This window comes from Acrocarpospora catenulata, assembly GCF_018476525.1.
GTDB lineage: Bacteria > Actinomycetota > Actinomycetes > Streptosporangiales > Streptosporangiaceae > Acrocarpospora > Acrocarpospora catenulata.
On the sequence record NZ_JAHCST010000075.1, the window covers coordinates 1 to 18,119 of the forward strand.

An 18,119-nucleotide genomic window follows, 5' to 3' on the forward strand; every position below is an offset into this window, starting at 1 on the left:
CGGGGGGGCTTGGCCGCCGGGGAGCCTGTGTCTTCCCTCCTCCGCTCTGGTCGCTGCGCTCCCGCCGCTCCGTCAGTCCAGACACAGGCGCGGCCAAGCCGACATCGGCGGAAGCAGAATCGGATCTCACAGCACATCTGGAGACATCCAGCGCACATTTGGAGAAGCGCGGTTACCGGGTCGCTGTGCATCGTGTGAGTAACCGTATGAATGGATGAGGAGGCCCCATGCCGACCACGATCGGCTCCTTGCGCAGGCTCCTGCTGACGCCCTCGTTACGGGAGGTGACCTTCGCCGCCCGTGGCTTCCCGTCGGCGCCGCCGGAGGCCGTACAGCGGCTGGAGGCCATTCCGCAGGCGGTGATCTGCGGGTTCGAGTGGGGGATCGACGCGCGGGACCAGTGGGAGCTGGAACGCCGCCTGGACCTGGTGGAGCCCGAGCAGCGCGGCTTCGCCTACGAGGGGGCCACCATGGCGCTGACCGTGGTGGACGCCATGGGCGGCGGGCGCGGCAAGCGGACCAGGGAACTGCTGCTCGGCCCCGGGCACCCGCACATCTTCCTCACCTACATCGGCATCGGCTTCGCCATGGCCAGGCTGCCCCGGCCGCTCTGGAAGAAGGTCGTGCCCGACCTCACCGGCTCGCCGTACTACCCGGCGATGACCTGGCTGGCCGTGGACGGGTACGGCTTCGACCGCGCCTACTTCGAGACCCGCAAGTGGGTGGACGAGCAGCGGGTGCCCGCGTCCTACCCGTGGGACGGCCACCCTGACTACTTCCCGCACGCCATCGACCAGGGCATCGGCCGGGCGCTCTGGTTCATCCACGGCGCCCAGGTCCAGGGCGTGGCGAGCGCGGTGGCCAGGTTCGCCGCGGGCCGCCACGCCGACCTGTGGAGCGGCGTCGGCCTGGCGGCCACCTTCGCCGGCGGCTGCGACGCCGCCGGGCTGGCCACGCTCCGCCGCGAGGCGGGGGAGCACTGGGCGCAGCTGGCCCAGGGCGCGGTCTTCGCCGCCAAGGCCCGCGACTACGCCGGGCACGTGCCGGAGCACAGCGCCGAGGCGGTCACCGTCCTGGCCGGGCTGCCGGTCGCCGCCGCCGCGGCACTGGCCGACGATTCCGCCGCCGACCCCGCCGCCAAAAGCGCCGTGCCCGCTTACGAGTTGTGGCGGGAAAACGTCCGGACCCGGCTGAATTCGCTGAAATTGGCGTGAGCACGATCGGAGTAGACGTGCCAGCAGAATAGCCGGATATTTGTTATGTGGCTAATATGTTGCGCGCGTTACGGCGCCGAATTATTACTCCGGACACGTCCAACACCAGGCTGGACGTAAGGGGATTCCACGAAAAGAGCCCGGCCGCGAAAGAATTGCTGGAATCGGTTGGGCGCAACTTCCTCACCGGATTCGGGTACGCCGCGGAGGCGCGCACCCCGGCGGACGCGGAAGAAAAACTGGAAGAAATTCCGTTCCGCTTCCGCGGATTCGCGTACGAGGGTGCGGCGATGGCGTTCACCATCCTCGACACGATCCCCATCGGCGGCCGGAAACGCCTTTCCGGTTTTCTCGCCGGGCGCGGCGCGGCGCACGTCTACATGGTGTACGTGGGAATCGGCTGGGCGATGGCCCGGCTGCCCCGCATGCTCTGGCGGCGCGTCGAGGCCCCCGACCCGCTGCTGAAATGGCTGGCCCTGGACGGCTACGGCTTCCACCAGGCGTACTTCAAAACCGCCACGTACGTGCACGGCCAGTTCCAGGAACCCGCCTTCCCCTGGCCGTACGGCGAGGCCCCCGCCTACCGGAACCGGGCCATCGACCAGGGCGTCGGCCGGGCCATGTGGTTCGTGGCGGGCACCGACCCGGTCCGGGTGGCCGACATGATCGACAAGTTCCCCGAGCACCGCCGCGCCGACCTGTACGCCGGGACCGGCCTGGCCGCCACCTACGCGGGCGGCGCCGACGAGAACGAGCTGAAAACCCTGTGGGACCGGGCCGGGAAGTACCGGCCGCAACTCGCCCAGGGCAGCGCCTTCGCCGCGACCGCCCGCATCACCGCCGGCCTGCTCGGACCGCACACCGAGCAGGCCGTCCGTCTCTTCTGCGGGACCACCCCGGAGAAGGCATCCCTGATCTGCGCCGAAGCCCTGCCCGACGGGCCCAGGGGCGAGCTGCCCGCCTACGAGGTGTGGCGGCAGCGGATCGCCGACGAATTCGTATCCCTTGGGAGGTGTTAGTCAGTGGCTCGAACCGCAGGCTTCGTCCGCAGACAACTGCCGGGCATCCTGGCCCTGGCCGTGCTGATCGTGGCGTACGTCCTGGTCAAGCTGCCCACGGCGTCCGCCACCGAGCGCACGGCCATCGCGAGCTCCTACAGCTTCAAGCCGATGAACATCGCCTTGCCGGGCGGCTTCAAGCAGCAGACGATCCGCCGCGTGAACCAGGACTACAAGCACATCGACGCGTGGATCTCCTCGGTCGGCGCGGGCATCTCCATGAACGACCTGGACGGCGACGGCCTGGCCAACGACCTGTGCGTCACCGACCCCCGCATCGACCAGGTGGTGATCACCCCCACGCCGGGCGCGCGCTCCGACCGGTACAAGCCGTTCGCGCTGGTGCCCACCGGGCTGCCGATGAACGACGTGATGGCCCCGATGGGCTGCGTGCCCGCCGACCTCAACGAGGACGGCCGGATGGACCTGGTGGTCTACCTGTGGGGGCGCACGCCGATCATCTATCTGGCCAAGGCGGACGCCACGGGGCTGAGCGCCGACGCGTACAAGGCCATCGAGGCGGTGCCGCCGCGCAGCGCCACCCCTGGCTACACCGGCCCGCAGTGGAACACCAACGCCGTGGTCGTCGACGACTTCGACGGCGACGGCCACGCCGACGTCTACGTGGGCAACTACTTCCCGCACGGCCCGGTCCTGGACGACAAGGTCAGCGGCGGCGTGGCCATGAACCACTCGATGTCGCACGGTCTCAACGGCGGCGAGGACTACTTCCTGCGCTGGACCGGCGCCGGGTCCGACTCCGTCACCTTCCAGCTGGTCGACAACGCCCTGCCGCGCAACGCCTCCAAGGGCTGGGTGCTGGCCGCGGCCGCCGTCGACGTGGACGGCGACATGCTGCCCGAGATGTACCTCGGCCACGACTTCGGCCCCGACCGGATGCTGCACAACGCCTCCACCCCCGGCAACATCAAGTTCACCGTCACCGAGGGTTCCAGGACCCCGCTCATCCCCAAGTCGAAGGTGGTCGGCCTTGACTCCTTCAAGGGCATGGGCGTCGACTTCGGCGACCTCAACGGCGACGGCCTGTACGACATGTTCGTCAGCAACATCACCACCACCTTCGGCATCCAGGAGAGCAACTTCGCGTTCATGAGCACCGCGAAGGACAAGAGCCAGATCCGGGCCGACATGACCTCGGGGCAGGCGCCCTGGGAGGACCTGAGTGCCCCGCTCGGTCTGGCCTGGTCCGGCTGGGGCTGGGACCTGAAGATCGCCGACTTCAACAACAGCGGCACCCCGGCCATCGCGCAGAGCACCGGCTTCGTCAAGGGCGAGGTCAACCGCTGGCCGCTGCTGCAGGAGCTGGCCACCGCCAACGACCAGGTGCTCCAGTACCCGGCGTGGTGGCCGAACGTGCGGGCGGGCGACGACGTCGCCGGCAGCCAGACCCTCATGTTCTATGCCAAGGGCCCCGACGGCCAGTGGAGCAACGTGGCCGGTGAGCTGGGCATGTCCATCCCGGTGCCCACCCGCGGCATCGCCACCGGCGACGCGGACGGCGACGGCCGGCTCGACATGGCCATCGCCCGGCAGTGGGACGAGCCGGTCTTCTACCAGAACGTCAGCCCGAGCAAGGGCGCCTTCCTGGGGCTGCGGCTCACCCACGAGTCGACCGGGGACGTCGTGCCCGGTTCGCCGGCGGTGGGCACCCAGGTGACGCTGACCATGCCGGACGGCAGCAAGCAGATCGGCAGGGTGGACGGCGGCAGCGGCCACTCGGGCAAGCGCAGCAGCGAGGTGCACTTCGGCCTCGGCGACAAGGTGACCGGGCCGGTCCAGGTGAACCTGTGCTGGCGGGACCGCACCGGTCAGATCCGTGAACAGAACCTTCAGCTGACCCCCGGCTGGCACAACATCCAGCTGGGTGCTCAGGCGACGGAGAGGTGACACCCATGGCATCGGACACCATCGCGGCACAGAACGGGTCGCCCAACGGGGCCCATCCGCCCGCCGAGCCACCGCGGCACGACGTCAAGGTGATCACGGCCCTGCGCCGGTTCGCCATGTCCATCACGATCTTCAACATCCTCGGCTACACCTGGCTCGGCTTCGAGCAGCCGTACCTGTGGCCGTTCATCGCGCTGGCCACCGGCTACACGACGGAGATCGTGCTTGAGGTCATCGGCGCCCGGGCGGAGCAGCGGACGGTGCGGTTCCGTGGCAACGGGTTCAAGGGCCTGATGGAGTTCCTGTTCCCGGCGCACATCACCAGCCTGGCCATGAACATGCTGATCTACGTCAACGACCGCGTCTGGGTGATGATCTTCGGCGTGATGGTCGCGGTCGGGGCCAAGTGGATCCTCCGGGCGCCGGTGCGCGGGCGGCTGCGCCACTTCATGAACCCGTCCAACTTCGGCATCACGATGATCCTGCTGTTGTTCCCGTGGGCCAGCATCGCGCCGCCGTACCACTTCACCGAGCACATCGACGGGCCGCTGGACTGGCTGCTCCCGCTGGGCATCATCATGGCCGGCACCATGATCAACGCCAAGCTGACCGGGCGGATGTACCTGATCATGGCCTGGGTCGGCGGCTTCTTCCTGCAGTCCATAGTCCGCGGCGTGATCCTCGACACCAACATCCTCGGCGGCTGGTCGACCATGACCGGCGTGGCGTTCGTGCTCTTCACCAACTACATGATCACCGACCCGGGCACCAGCCCCTCCAAGCCGGCCGCCCAGGTGGCCTTCGGCGGCGGCGTGGCGCTCACCTACGGCGTGCTCACCGGCATGAGCATCCCGTACGGGATCTTCTTCGCCACCGCCATCGTCTGCCTGGTCCGGGGCTGCTTCCACTGGTCCCTGCACTTCATCGAGCGGAACAAGGCCGTGCAGGAGAAGGCCGCGCTGGAAGCGGCCAAGGCCGCCCTGGCGCAGCCCGGCAAGGAGGTCGCGCCCGTATGAGCAGGATCGCCATCGTCGGGATGGCCTGCCGTTACCCGGACGCGGCCTCCCCTCGCGAGCTGTGGGAGAACGTCCTCGCCGGGCGCCGGGCCTTCCGGCGGCTGCCCGACCAGCGCATGCGGCAGGCCGACTACTGGGACGCCGACCCGGCCGCCCCGGACCGGTTCTACTCCCGCAACGCTGCGGTCATCGAGGGGTACGAGTTCGACCGGGTGGCGTACAAGATCGCGGGCAGCACCTACCGGTCCACCGACCTGACCCACTGGCTGGCCCTCGACACCGCCGCCAGGGCGCTCGCCGACGCGGGGTTCCCCGGCGCCGAGGGCCTGCCCAGGGAGCGCACCGGCGTCATCGTCGGCAACACGCTGACCGGGGAGTTCTCCCGGGCCAACGTGCTCAGGCTGCGCTGGCCGTACGTGCGGCGCACCGCCGCGGCCACGCTCAAGGAGCACGGCTGGGACGACGAGCGGGTGGCCGCCTTCCTGCGCGACTTCGAAGGCGTCTACAAGGCGCCGTTCCCGCCCATCGACGAGGACAGCCTGGCAGGCGGACTGGCCAACACCATCGCCGGGCGGATCTGCAACCATTTCGACCTCAAGGGCGGCGGCTACACCGTGGACGGCGCCTGCTCCTCCTCGCTGCTGTCGGTGGCGACCGCCTGCCGGGCGCTCGCCGAGGGCGAGCTGGACGTGGCCGTGGCCGGTGGCGTGGACCTGTCCATCGACCCGTTCGAGGTGATCGGCTTCGCCAAGACCGGCGCCCTGGCCAAGGGTGAGATGCGCCTGTACGACAAGGGCTCCAACGGGTTCTGGCCCGGCGAGGGCTGCGGCATCGTGGTGCTGATGCGGGCCGAGGAGGCCGAGCGCGCCGGGCGGCGCAGCTACGCCACCATCGCCGGGTGGGGCATCTCCTCCGACGGCAAGGGCGGCATCACCCGGCCCGAGGTGGCCGGATACCAGCTGGCGCTGCGCCGCGCGTACGAGAAGGCCGGGTTCGGCATCGACACCGTGCCGATGTTCGAGGGCCACGGCACCGGCACCCAGGTGGGCGACAAGACCGAGCTCACCGCGCTCTCGCTGGCCCGCCGCACGGCCGACCCGGCCGCGCCCCCCGCCGCGATCAGCTCCATCAAGGGCATGATCGGCCACACCAAGGGCGCGGCCGGGGTGGCCGGGCTGATCAAGGCGGCGCTGGCCGTGCACCACCAGGTGCTGCCGCCCACCACCGGCTGCGTCGACCCGCACCCCGTGCTGGACGAGGAACCCGCCGCGCTGCGGGTGCTCCGCAAGGCCGAGGCCTGGCCGGCCAAGGCCGAGGTGCGGGCCGGGGTGACCGCGATGGGCTTCGGCGGCATCAACACCCACCTGGTGCTGGAGCGGTCGGGGCCGCGCCGGCGGGTGCCGCTGGACCCGCGCACCAGGGCGCTGGCCGCCTCGGTGCAGGACGCCGAGGTGCTGCTGGTGGACGGCGGTTCCCCCGCCGAACTGCGGGAACGGCTGGCGGGGCTGGTGGACTTCGTGCCCGCGCTGTCCTACGCGCAGCTGGGCGACCTGGCGGCCACCCTCCAGCGGGACCTGCGCGACCTGCCGTACCGGGCGGCCGCCGTGGTCACCTCGCCGGAGGACGCCGAGGCCCGGCTGCGCCGCATCCTGGAGGCCCTGGACGCGGGGGAGACCTCCCTGTTCGCCCCCGACGGCCGGGGTTTCCTCGGCCACGTCACCGCGACCGGCCGGGTGGGCTACCTGTTCCCCGGCCAGGGCTCAGGCCGCGGCCTGTCCGGCGGCGCGCTCCGCCGCCGCTTCGCCGAGGTCGAGGAGGTGTACGCCAAGGCGGCGCTGCCCACCGGCGGCGACGTGGTGGCCACCGCCGTCGCCCAGCCGCGCATCGTCAGCGGCTCGATGGCCGGGCTGCGCGCGCTGGAGAGCCTCGGCGTGGAGGCCACCGTGGCGGTCGGCCACAGCCTCGGCGAGATCTCCGCCCTGCACTGGGCGGGCGCCATCGACGAGCAGACGCTGCTGGAAGTGGCCGCCACCCGCGGCCAGACCATGACCGAGCACAGCTCCTCCGGCACCATGGCCGGGATCGCCGCCGGCCCGGACACCGTGCTCGGCCTGATCGGCCAGGAGCCCGTGGTCGTCGCCGGATACAACGGCCCCGAGCAGACCGTGATCGCCGGCACCGCCGAGGCGGTCGAGGCGGTCGGCCGGCGGGCCGCCGCGGCCGGGGTCAACTGGACCCCGCTGCGGGTCTCGCACGCCTTCCACTCCCCGCTGGTCGCCCCGGCCGCCGCCGCGTTCGCGGCCAAGCTGGACCGGGACAGGTTCGGCGAGATCGGCAACCTGATCATCTCCACGGTGACCGGGGACGCGCTGGCCCCCAACACCGACATCCCCGCCCTGCTCCGGCTCCAGATCACCGAACCGGTGCAGTTCGCCCAGGCGGTGGAGCTGGCGGCCAAGGACATCGACCTGTTCATCGAGGTCGGTCCCGGCCGGGTGCTGGGCGCGCTGGCCACCGCCGTGACCGGGGTGCCCGCCGTGTCCATGGACACCGACGACGAGTCGCTGGCCGGGCTGCTCCGGGTGGTGGCCGCCGCGTACGTGACCGGGGTGCCGATAGCCCCCGAGGCCCTCTTCCACGGGCGGCTGGCCCGGCCGCTGGAGGTCGGCCAGGAGCTGGCGTTCTTCACCAGCCCGTGCGAGCAGGTGCCGGAGGTGGAGATCGCCGCACTCGCACCGGTGATCTCCGCTCCCGCGACCGAATCGGTGGCCGCCGCGGCAGGAGAGTCCGTCCTGGACCTGCTCCGGCGGCTGGCCGCCGAGCGGGCCGAGCTGCCGGTCGACATGGTCGCCGGGGGCAGCCACCTCCTCGACGACCTGCACCTGAGCTCGATCACGGTCGGCCAGATCGTCAACCAGGCCGCCCAGGCGCTGGGCGTGGCCCCGGCCTCGGCCCCGATGAACTTCGCCACCGCCACGGTCGCGGAACTGGCCGAGGCACTGGGCACCCTGGCCGAAAGCGGTGCCCAGGCGGCGCCGCTTGAGGTCGCGGGCGCGGCCGCCTGGGCGCGGCCGTTCGCGCTCGACCTCGATGAGACCCCGTTGCCCCCGATTACACCCAGGGTCCCCGGGGGCAACGGGCCCTGGCGGGCGTTCGCGCCCCAGGGCCACCCGTTCGCGGAGCGGTTGCGCGGCAGTCTGGAGCACGCGGGCGTCGGCGGGGGCGTCCTCGTCTGCCTGCCGAGGCAGTGCGCCGAAGCCGACGTGGAACTGGCGCTGGCCGGTGCCAAGGCCGCCGCCGTCGCGGCTCCCGGCACCCGGTACGTCCTGGTCCAGGGTGAAGGGCACGGCGCGGCCGGGCTGGCCAAGACGCTCTCCCTGGAGGCGGCCCACCTTCGCGTGACGATCGTGCACCTGGCCGACGACCGGGACGCGGCCGAGAAGGTGGTCGCCGAGGTGACCGCCACCGACCGGTACGCCGAGGTCCACCACGACGCCCAGGGCGTGCGCCGGGTGCCCACGCTCCGCGCCATGCCGGCCGCCGCCGCCACCCTGGAACACCCGCTGACCGGCGATGACGTGCTGCTGGTCACGGGCGGCGGCAAGGGCATCACGGCCGAGTGCGCGCTGGCGGTGGCCGCCGACAGCGGCGCCGGGCTGATCATCATGGGCCGCTCCGCGCCCGAGGACGACCCGGAACTGGCCGCCAACCTGCGGCGCATGGCTGAGGCCGGGCTGACCGTGCGGTACGCCCGCGCCGACGTCACCGACGCGGCCCAGGTCAAGGCCGCGCTCGCCGACCTCGGCCCGGTCACCGCAGTGCTGCACGGCGCGGGCCGCAACGAACCGTCCGGGCTGACCAGCCTGGACGCGGCGGCGTTCCGGCGCACCTTCGCCCCCAAGATCGACGGGTTGAAGGCGGTCCTCGCCGCCGTCGATCCCGGACGGCTGAAGCTGCTGGTCACCTTCGGCAGCATCATCGGCAGGGCCGGGCTGCGCGGCGAAGGCCACTACGCCACCGCCAACGAATGGCTCTGCGCCCTCACCGAGGAGTTCGCCAGAGCCCACCCGGACTGCCGTACCCGCTGCATGGAGTGGTCGGTCTGGTCCGGGGTCGGCATGGGCGAGCGGCTGTCCGTGGTCGAGTCGCTGACCAGGGACGGCATCACGCCGGTGACCCCCGGCCAGGGTGTGGAGATCATGCGGCGGCTGGTGGCCGATCCGGACGCGCCGGTGGTCACCGTGATCAGCGGCCGTACCGAGGGCATCGAGACCGTCCGCTACGACCGGCCCGAGCTGCCGCTGCTCCGCTTCGTGGACCGGCCGCTGATCCGCTACCACGGGGTGGAGCTGGTCACCGAGACCGAGCTCAACGCCGGCACCGACCTCTATCTGGCCGACCACCTGCTCGACGGCAACCTGCTCTTCCCCGCCGTGTTCGGCATGGAGGCGATGGCGCAGACCGCCACCGCCGCCACCGGCTGGACCGGCACCCCCGTCATCGAGAACGCCGAGTTCCTCCGGCCCATCGTGGTCCCGCCCGGCGGCAGCACCACCATCCGGGTGGCCGCCGCCGTCACCGGCCCCGGCCAGGCCGAGGTCGCCATCCGCAGCGCGGAGACCGGCTTCGCGGCCGACCACTTCCGGGCCAGACTGCGCTTCCCCGACGGGGGAGAGACCATCCCGGACGGTCCCCCCGAGCAGGTCGAGGGACTGCCCGCGGCGCCGCTCGACCCGGCGACCGACCTGTACGGCGGCATCCTCTTCCAGGGCGAACGCTTCCAGCGGCTGCGCGGCTACCACCGCGCGGCGGCCCGGCACGTGGACGCCGACGTGGCCGCGGTGGACGCGGACAACTGGTTCGCCGGTTACCTGTCCGGCCGGCTGCTCCTGGGCGATCCCGGCATGCGCGACGCTCTGATGCACGGCAACCAGGTCTGCGTGCCGCACGCCACGCTGCTCCCGCAGGGCATCGACCGGGTGCGCCCGCTCGGGCCCGGCAGGGCCGGTCCGCTGCGGTTCAGCGCGGTGGAACGGTCGCGCGACGGCGACACGTATATATACGACATCGTGGTCCGCACCCCGGCCGGGGAACCGGTCGAGCGGTGGGAGGGTCTGCGCCTGCGCGCCGTGCGCAAGGGCGACGGCCGGGGCTCGTGGGCGCCCGCGCTGCTGGGGCCGTACCTGGAACGCATGCTGGACGATCTGGTCGGCGCGGACGTCGCGGTGGCCCTTGAACCCGATGGGGAACCCGGCGGGGAACGCCGGGCGGCGACCGCGCTGGCCGCCGCGCGGGCGGCCGGCGGGCCGATCGGCATCCGCTACCGGCCGGACGGCCGCCCCGAGACCGACGGCGCCACCGTCTCCGCCGCGCACGGCGCCGGGCTCACCCTCGCCGTGTACGGCCAGGGCACGCTCGGCTGCGACCTGGAGGCCGTCGCCGTACGGGACGAGGAGACCTGGGCCGGGCTGCTCGGCGGGCACGCCGGGCTGGCCGGGCTGGTCGCGGCCGAGACCGGCGACGGCGCGGACGCCGCGGGAACCAGGGTCTGGACCGCGCTCGAATGTCTCCAGAAGGCCGGGCTCACCCCCGCCGCGCCGCTCACCCTGGACCGGGCGGGCCGGGACCCGTGGGTGGTCTTCGCCTCGGGACCGCTCCGCATCGCCACGCTGCTCACCACCGTGCGCGGCCACGACGCGCCCGTGGTGCTGGCCGTGCTCGCCGAAGGGCGGGGCTGAGCCGTGGGCAACTACTACGAGTACCTGCACACGGTGGGGTTCGAGGAGACCAACATCGTCGGCAACGTCTACTACGTCAACTACCTGCGCTGGCAGGGACGCTGCCGGGAGATGTTCCTCAAGACCCACGCGCCGGACGTGCTCGGCGATCTCCAGAACGACCTGAAGCTGTTCACCCTCAAGGTGGACTGCGAGTTCTACGCCGAGATCACGGCCTTCGACGAGCTGTCGATCCGCATGCGCCTGGTCGACCTCGCCCAGACCCAGCTGGAATTCAGTTTCGACTACGTCAAACTCGACGCGCTCAACCTGGGCGTGGGCGAGACGCTGGTGGCCCGGGGGCGGCAGCGGGTGGCGTGCATGCGGGGGCCAAACACCCGCACCACGCCGTCCAGAGTCCCTGAGGCGCTGGTGAGAGCGCTCCAACCCTACGTGCCGTAGCCCCCGGGGGATTTCACAATGGCAGACCAGAAGATACTCCGCCGCGCCTTCGGGCGGTTCGCGACCGGAGTCACCGTGGTGACCGTCGGCGGGAACGCTCCGCACGGCATGACCGCCAACTCCTTCACGTCCGTGTCACTTGACCCGCCGCTGCTGCTGATCTGCGTCGACCGAGGCGCCATCATGCACGGCATGCTCCCCGACTCGGGGACGTTCGGGGTGAACGTGCTCGCGGCCGACCAGGAGGCGCTGGCCCGGCACTTCGCGGACCGGTGGCGGGTGCCGGGAGCGGTCCAGTTCGAGGGGATCGACTGGTTCCCCGGCACGCTCACCGGGGCGCCGATGCTGAACGCCAGCATCGCGCGCTTCGAGTGCGAGGTGTGGCGCAGCTACGACGGCGGAGACCACACGATCTTCCTCGGCCGGGTCCTCTCGCACGACCAGGAAGCCGAGGAGGCGCTGCTCTTCTTCAACGGTCAGTTCCGGCAGATCGACACAGCCATAGCTGAGGTGAGGACATGACAATGACCACCGTCCCGCCGGGGCCGCCCCGGCGGGCGGCCCCCGGCCTGTTCGTCAAGCTGGCCACCGACCGGCTGGCCCTGATGAACGCCGCCGCGAGCCAGTACGGCGACGCCGTGAAGATCTCGATGGGCCCCAAGACGCTCTACTTCTTCAACCATCCCGACTACGCCAAGCACGTGCTGGCCGACAATAGCGCCAACTACCACAAGGGCATCGGCCTGGTGCAGGCCAAACGCGCCCTCGGGGACGGCCTGCTGACCAGCGAGGGCGAGCTCTGGAAGAAGCAGCGCAAGATGATCCAGCCCGCCTTCCAGGCCAAACGCATCGCGGCCCAGGCCGGGGCGGTGGCCGAGGAGGCGGCCGGTCTGGTGGCCCGGCTGCGCTCCAGGGCCGGGCAGGGCCCGGTGGACGTGACCGAGGAGTTCACCGGGCTCACCCTGGGCGTGCTCGGCCGTACGCTGCTCGACGCCGATCTGGGCGCCTTCAGCGGGGTCGGGCACGCCTTCGAGGCGGTGCAGGACCAGGCCATGTTCGAGATGGTCTCGCTGGGCGCGGTGCCCAGGTGGGTGCCGCTGCCCAAGCAGCGCCGGTTCAGGAAGGCCCGGCGGGAGCTGCAGCAGGTGGTGGACCGCCTGGTGGCCGAACGCAAGGCCGAAGGCGGCGAGCCGGGCGACGACGTGCTCTCCAAGCTCATCGTGTCCACCGCCGAGGAGGCCGATCCCCGGGTCGGGCGGCAGCGCATGCGGGACGAGCTCATCACCCTGCTGCTGGCCGGGCACGAGACCACCGCGAGCACCCTGAGCTGGACGTTCCACCTGCTGGACCGGAACCCGGAGGTGGCCGAGCGGCTGCACGCGGAGGCGGTGTCGGTGCTCGGCGACCGGCTGCCGGTCTACGACGACCTGCACCGGCTTCGGTACACCTCCATGGTGGTGGAGGAGGCCATGCGGCTGTATCCGCCGGTGTGGATCCTGACCCGGCAGGCGCTGGCGGACGACCAGGTCGGCGGGTACCACGTGCCGGCCGGGTCGGACGTGCTGGTCTGCCCGTACACGCTGCACCGGCATCCGGACTTCTGGGAGGACCCGGAACGGTTTGATCCGGAACGGTTCGATCCGGAGGCGCCGTCGGGGCGGCCCAGGTACGCCTACATCCCGTTCGGGGCGGGGCCGCGGTTCTGCGTGGGCAACAACCTCGGGATGATGGAGGCGGCCTTCGTGACCGCGATGGTGGCCAGGGAGCTGCGGCTGACCCGGCTGCCGGGGCACGAGGCGGTGCCCGAGCCGATGCTCTCGCTGCGCGTCAAGGGCGGCCTCCCGATGACCGTCTCCGTCCGCGACTAACTACGACATTTCATGAAATGTCTTCAAATAGGAGGGGCCACGGTCGTCCTTGACCGTGGCCTCGTCGTGCGTCCCCCGTCAGCCGGCTGACCTCAGCGCTACCTTCCGTACGTCAAGCAGCGCCATGAGCACAGGTGGGTCGAGGGGATGCGCCGGCCTGAGGTGCAGGTCGGCGGTCGTCACCCGGGTGTCGGGACCGATGGTGATCGGACCGACCCCGGCGACCGACGGCGCGTGCGCTCGGCTGAATGGATCACCGATAATCTCCTCTTCCCCGGGGGAGACCGCGTGCGAGAGCAGGTGCCAGGACCCTTGCGGGACCTCCTCCAGGATGAAGGGCCCGGGGCTGTGCAGCACCGTGCACCGCACCGGACGGCCCTGCGGCACGCAGGTGGGGAAGAGCCCGACGAAGATCAGGCCCAGCCGGGCCGTCGAGGGCGCCCAGACCTCGCCCTGGATGGTGGCGGACCGGGTCTCGGTGCCGCTGGCATGGTTGTCGGGCACGATGCGGGTGGCGAAGCCGCCGTACTGCCGGTAGGTGGTGGGGGCGATGCCCACGCTGCTCTTGAAGCGTGAGCTGAAGGTACCGACGCTCGTGTAGCCGACGCGGTTGCTGATGTCCGCGACGCTGAGCGAGGTGGAGATCAGGAGGCGTTTGGCCTCCTGCAGCCGGAGTGCGGACAGGAACCGTCCCGGGGATATCCCGGTGGCCTGGCGGAAGACGCGGGAGAAGTGGAATTTACTGAACATGGCGGTGCGTGCCATGTCATCCACGGTCAATTGCTCGCTGAGATTCTCATGCATGGTCTGAATAACTCGTCCGACGGCTTTTTCGATGGCCTCTTCCATTGTGCTTCCCCTTGGCCAAAAACGTCTTCGCGACTACTAGTAGTCCTAACGAGAAAGGCGTGAGATGGATGGCCGCAGCGGCGCTTCGAATGAACGGAGGCAACGCGGCTGTCTATCGGAACGTGTTTCTCGTTAGTCGGACGTTTGAAGATGTCACAGGTCCAATTCTTCCCCACATGAATAGAGCTCGAATTCGCGCGCGTCCTCGGTTTACTCGCTGGTCTTCTTTCGGGCAGCCTCCATTCACGCGTCGATATCGGAGGGGTGCGCGGTGTCTTTGATGAATCACCGCACAGCGTTAAGAGACAATGGCTGACCCTGTCCTGTCAACCTTTCAGGTTCTGAACATGAAACTTCCACCGGGGCTATCCGGGGGGTCGCGGCGGCCATTCGCGCGGGGTGCCCGATCCGGTGCGTGAGGTAATCGCACAAGGCCACGCCGGGTTTCCCGCCCGGTCTTTGGTTAACTCCGGGCGGGGCGGGTGCGATTGGAACGGGTCAGCGGGCGCTCTCCCGGCGCTGCAACTCGGTGGCGAACTGCCCCCAGGCCTCGGCGCAGTCACGGGCCAGCCTGGCCACCGAGTCCATGCAGTGCGCGGGCACCGCGTCCACCAGGTCGCGCCAGTCACCGACCGCGATGGCCCGCGAGTGCAGCAGCCGGAGCAGTTCCCGGCCCGGGTCGGTGAGCCGCAGCGACGGGTCCTTCCGGAGCGTCTGCAGGATCGCCGGGCGGTCGGTGGGATCGGTGCGCTCCTTCGGCGGCCGTCCGGCCGGCGGCTTCGGCCGCTCGGGGTCGGCACCGCGCAGGATGCGGGCGCGCACGTCGTGGGCGGTGCCCAGGGAGACGCCGGCCGCCGCGGCGATCTCCCGGATCGAGGCGTCGGGCCGGGCCGCGATCACTTCAGAGGCCCGCCGCCGCCCCTCCCCGCCGTCCAGCGGGCGCAGTCGCCCGTCCACCCCGAGGCGTTCGTTCGACTGCGGCGAATCCGCACTCGAACGCCGCCGCACCCCGCCGACCGTCTTGGCGGCCAGGCCGGTGCACTGCGCGATGGCCCGGTCGGACAGGGTCGGGTGCGAGGCGATGATGCGCTCGGCCGCCGCCTTCCGGTCGGCGAGGGTGAGCGGCAGCCCGTGGGCGACGTTCTCCTGCACCGCGCGGACGAACGCGTCGGCCTCGGAGCCGTCGAAGAACCGCACCTCGATGGTGTCCTGGCCGCGCAGTGCGGCGGCCCTGAGCCGGTGCATGCCGTCGATGACCCGCATCGTCTGGCGGTGCACCAGGATCGGCGGCAGCGAGGTCTCCAGACCGGCCAGCCGGATCAGGTGATCGGCGTCCTCGCCCGAAAGCCGGGGCGAATCCGCAGGTCGTAGGGATGCGATCTGGACACGGCAGGTGTGTTCGGACCCGCCTGCGGGAGAATCAGGCGCACGCATAATCGGCCACCTCCACCGGCACGCGCGCGAGCGCGCCCGGTTCCGAGTAGGACGGGTCCCCGGCCCCTCGCGTCATTGGCCGCGCATCCGGCACGGGTGGCTTGGCCGCGCCGCCAAGCCACGGGGGGCTGATCTTTGAAAAATACCCCGGGGTCGGCCGGACCGGAACCCCGCGAGCGCGGACGGTCTGCGGCCGCGGCTAGGACGGCATTTCGGAAGATGCACCGCAATCGGCGCTGAAACGACGATGTGGGAGTTCGATCGCGCGCGTCCACATGCCGACTTCGTGGTTCAAAACGGGAGTAAGCCCTATGCAACCCGACATAACCGACGAACAGCACCAAACCATGACGCTAGAGGCGTTCGCCGACACTATTGTCCCCGGTGAGAAGCGCTTTCCGGGCGACGTCGCGGTGGCCGGCGCCGCCCCCGGCGGGGGTGCCGTGGCGGCCGGGGCGCTGGCCCTGCTGGCCGACCCGGCCACCGGCATCGCGAACGATCTCGGCGCCTTCGCCGACCTGCTCAACGAGCATGCCCGCAAGTACATCGCCGAGCACGGGCTCACCACGGACCCGGCGCTGCCGCCCCTGGTCGGGCTCTCCTTCGCGCACAGAACCACGCTGATCCAGCAGCTCACCGGGCCTGACCACCCGGAGAAGGAGTTCTGGATCCTGGTCGCCCTGTTCAGCAACATGGCCTTCGACACCGGCGCCCACCTGCACACGGCCGACGCGATGGCGGCCGGGCACCCGGGGCTGGCCGCGATGGGCTTCGCCCGCCCCGGCCCGGACGGGCTGTGGCGGTTCCCCGACTACTCCTACGGCCGGCCGCTGGCCAACCTGCACCCGTCAACGACCGCATCAGGGAGCCCGTCATGAACGCCGTCGAGAAGGTGGACGTCCTGGTCGTGGGCAGCGGGTTCGGCGGCGCCATCGCCGCCTACCACCTGGCCGCCGGCGGGGCGAGCGTCACGGTCCTGGAGCGGGGGCCCTGGCTGGAGGGCGAGGACTTCGACCACGACTTCAAGCTCGGCTCCTCCTACACCCGGATCTTCGACTTCGTGGTCGGCGACGGCATGAGCCTGCTCGGCGGCAACTGCGTCGGCGGCGGCAGCGTGGTCTACTTCGCCGCGATGCCGCGCGCCCCCCGGTTCGTCTTCGAGCGGCACGGCTCCATCGGCCGCCGCATGTGGCCGGCCGCGATCACCCGGGACGCCCTCGATCCCTGGTACGACCGGGTGACCGAGTCGCTCCCGGTCACCCGCCAGGACTGGTCCGACGTGACGTACTCCGGCGGCCTGTTCGCCGCCGCCTGCGCGCACGCCGGGCGCACCGCCAACCCGGTGCCGGTGGCGATCGACGCGAGCAAGTGCACCAACTGCAACTGGATGATGGCGGGCTGCCGGTTCGACGCCAAGCGCTCGCTGCTGTTCAACTACCTGCCCGCGGCCATCGCGCACGGCGCCACCATCCGGCCGATGCACGAGGTGCAGAAGCTCACCCGCAACGCCGACGGCGGGTACCGGGTGCACTTCAACATCATCGACGACTCGGACTACCGGATCACCGCAGGTGACGGCGTCATCGACGCCAAGATCGTCATCCTGGCGGCCGGGGCCGGGGCCACCCCGGTGATCCTCCAGCGCTCCGAGCCGGAGCTCGGCACCATGCCGCACGCGGTGGGCCGGTACTTCTCCGGCAACGGGGAGCGGCTGAACACCGCCATCCTCAACGAGGACCGGGTCCGCGACCTGCTCGGCCTGGAGAAGGCGGACGGCGTGCCGTACGCGGCCTCGCAGATCGGGAAGGGTCCGTGCGTGGCCAGCTGGGACCGGCTGGACGGGTCCCGGCCGGAGTACACCCGGTACTCGCTGGAGCAGCTCTACTTCCCGCCCGGGTTCGGCACCATCCTGGCCCAGGTCCCGGACGCCACCGGGCCCAGCTGGTTCGGGGCCGAGAAGAAGGAGATCGTCAAGCGCTGGCAGTCCTGGCTGACCATCTTCGCGATGACCGAGGACGACAACGAGGGCGTGTTCGGCCCCCCGCCGCCCACCGGCAACGCGACGCGGATCTCCCAGCAGATGCTCGGCAAGGGCCCGATCCGGTACGACCCGACGCCCAACACGCTCCGCGGCTGGGCGCTGGCCGACGCCGACGTCAAGGACATCATGGAGCGGGACGGCCTGTCCAGGGTGATGCCGTGGACCAACGACGTGGTCGGCGCCTACACCGTGCACCCGCTGGCCTCCTGCCGGATCGGCGACGACCCGGCCACCTCCGCCCTGGACGACGGGCACGAGCTGCGCGGTCACCCGGGCATCTTCGTCACCGACGGCTCGGCGGTGCCCGGCGCGCTGACCGTCAACCCGGCCCTCACCATCGCGGCGCTGGCCGAGCGGGCCATGCCCGGGATCGTGCGGGCCGCCCGGGAGCGCGGGATCGACGTGACCTACGGCGCCCCCGCCCCCGACGGCGCGACCTCGGCCCGCAACGCGGTGCTCGCGCTCGTCCGCGACTGAGTCAACCGGGGGCCGCGATCGCGCACAAGCGGAGATGCGGCCCCCGGCCCCGAATGTAACCGTCAGAGAGCAAGT

At 71.1% G+C, this 18,119-nt stretch carries 12 protein-coding genes; 10 read left to right on the plus strand and 2 right to left on the minus strand.

Annotated features, from left to right (window positions below; translation table 11 throughout):
* The first annotated feature begins 227 nt into the window (after window positions 1–227).
* The 8 genes from KIP79_RS40760 to KIP79_RS40795 are packed head-to-tail and all read left to right on the plus strand — an operon-like array spanning window position 228 to window position 13,243.
* On the plus strand, window positions 228–1,214 hold the full coding sequence (locus KIP79_RS40760; protein WP_214110391.1) for a DUF1702 family protein: 987 nt from the start codon (window positions 228–230) through the stop codon (window positions 1,212–1,214).
* Between the two features lie 56 nt (window positions 1,215–1,270).
* The gene (locus KIP79_RS40765; protein WP_250214684.1) at window positions 1,271–2,233 is read left to right on the plus strand and encodes a DUF1702 family protein; all 963 of its coding nucleotides are present in this window, start codon (window positions 1,271–1,273) and stop codon (window positions 2,231–2,233) included.
* A gap of 3 nt (window positions 2,234–2,236) precedes the next feature.
* A complete protein-coding gene (locus tag KIP79_RS40770) occupies window positions 2,237–4,180 on the plus strand; it encodes a CRTAC1 family protein (protein ID WP_214110392.1) in 1,944 nt (647 codons plus the stop codon).
* 5 nt (window positions 4,181–4,185) lie between these two features.
* On the plus strand, window positions 4,186–5,196 hold the full coding sequence (locus KIP79_RS40775; protein ID WP_214110393.1) for an enediyne biosynthesis protein: 1,011 nt from the start codon (window positions 4,186–4,188) through the stop codon (window positions 5,194–5,196).
* The gene (locus KIP79_RS40780) at window positions 5,193–10,934 is read left to right on the plus strand and encodes a type I polyketide synthase (RefSeq protein ID WP_214110394.1); all 5,742 of its coding nucleotides are present in this window, start codon (window positions 5,193–5,195) and stop codon (window positions 10,932–10,934) included. Before KIP79_RS40775 ends, KIP79_RS40780 begins: the two co-directional genes overlap by 4 nt.
* Window positions 10,935–10,937: 3 nt before the next feature.
* Window positions 10,938–11,375: an acyl-CoA thioesterase gene (locus KIP79_RS40785; protein WP_214110395.1), complete on the plus strand. Its 438-nt coding sequence runs from the start codon at window positions 10,938–10,940 to the stop codon at window positions 11,373–11,375.
* Window positions 11,376–11,393: 18 nt separating this feature from the next.
* Window positions 11,394–11,897 carry a flavin reductase family protein gene (locus tag KIP79_RS40790; protein WP_214110396.1) on the plus strand — a complete coding sequence of 168 codons (504 nt, stop codon included), beginning with the start codon at window positions 11,394–11,396 and terminating at the stop codon, window positions 11,895–11,897.
* A complete protein-coding gene (locus KIP79_RS40795) occupies window positions 11,894–13,243 on the plus strand; it encodes a cytochrome P450 (protein ID WP_214110397.1) in 1,350 nt (449 codons plus the stop codon). Before KIP79_RS40790 ends, KIP79_RS40795 begins: the two co-directional genes overlap by 4 nt.
* Before the next feature lie 78 nt (window positions 13,244–13,321).
* Here the strand turns inward: KIP79_RS40795 and KIP79_RS40800 are convergent, their stop codons facing one another.
* A complete protein-coding gene (locus KIP79_RS40800; protein WP_214110398.1) occupies window positions 13,322–14,092 on the minus strand; it encodes a helix-turn-helix domain-containing protein in 771 nt (256 codons plus the stop codon).
* Between the two features lie 498 nt (window positions 14,093–14,590).
* Window positions 14,591–15,526 (minus strand): ParB/RepB/Spo0J family partition protein, encoded by a 936-nt coding sequence (locus KIP79_RS40805; RefSeq protein WP_214110399.1) that lies wholly within the window; start codon window positions 15,524–15,526, stop codon window positions 14,591–14,593.
* Window positions 15,527–15,873: 347 nt separating this feature from the next.
* Between KIP79_RS40805 and KIP79_RS40810 the strand changes: the two genes are divergently transcribed.
* Together KIP79_RS40810 and KIP79_RS40815 are read left to right on the plus strand one after the other, a co-directional pair.
* Entirely contained in the window at window positions 15,874–16,404 is a 531-nt protein-coding gene (locus KIP79_RS40810) for a DUF5987 family protein (RefSeq protein ID WP_250214679.1), read from the plus strand.
* The gene (locus KIP79_RS40815) at window positions 16,401–18,044 is read left to right on the plus strand and encodes an FAD-dependent oxidoreductase (protein ID WP_214110401.1); all 1,644 of its coding nucleotides are present in this window, start codon (window positions 16,401–16,403) and stop codon (window positions 18,042–18,044) included. Before KIP79_RS40810 ends, KIP79_RS40815 begins: the two co-directional genes overlap by 4 nt.
* Window positions 18,045–18,119 lie beyond the last annotated feature (75 nt).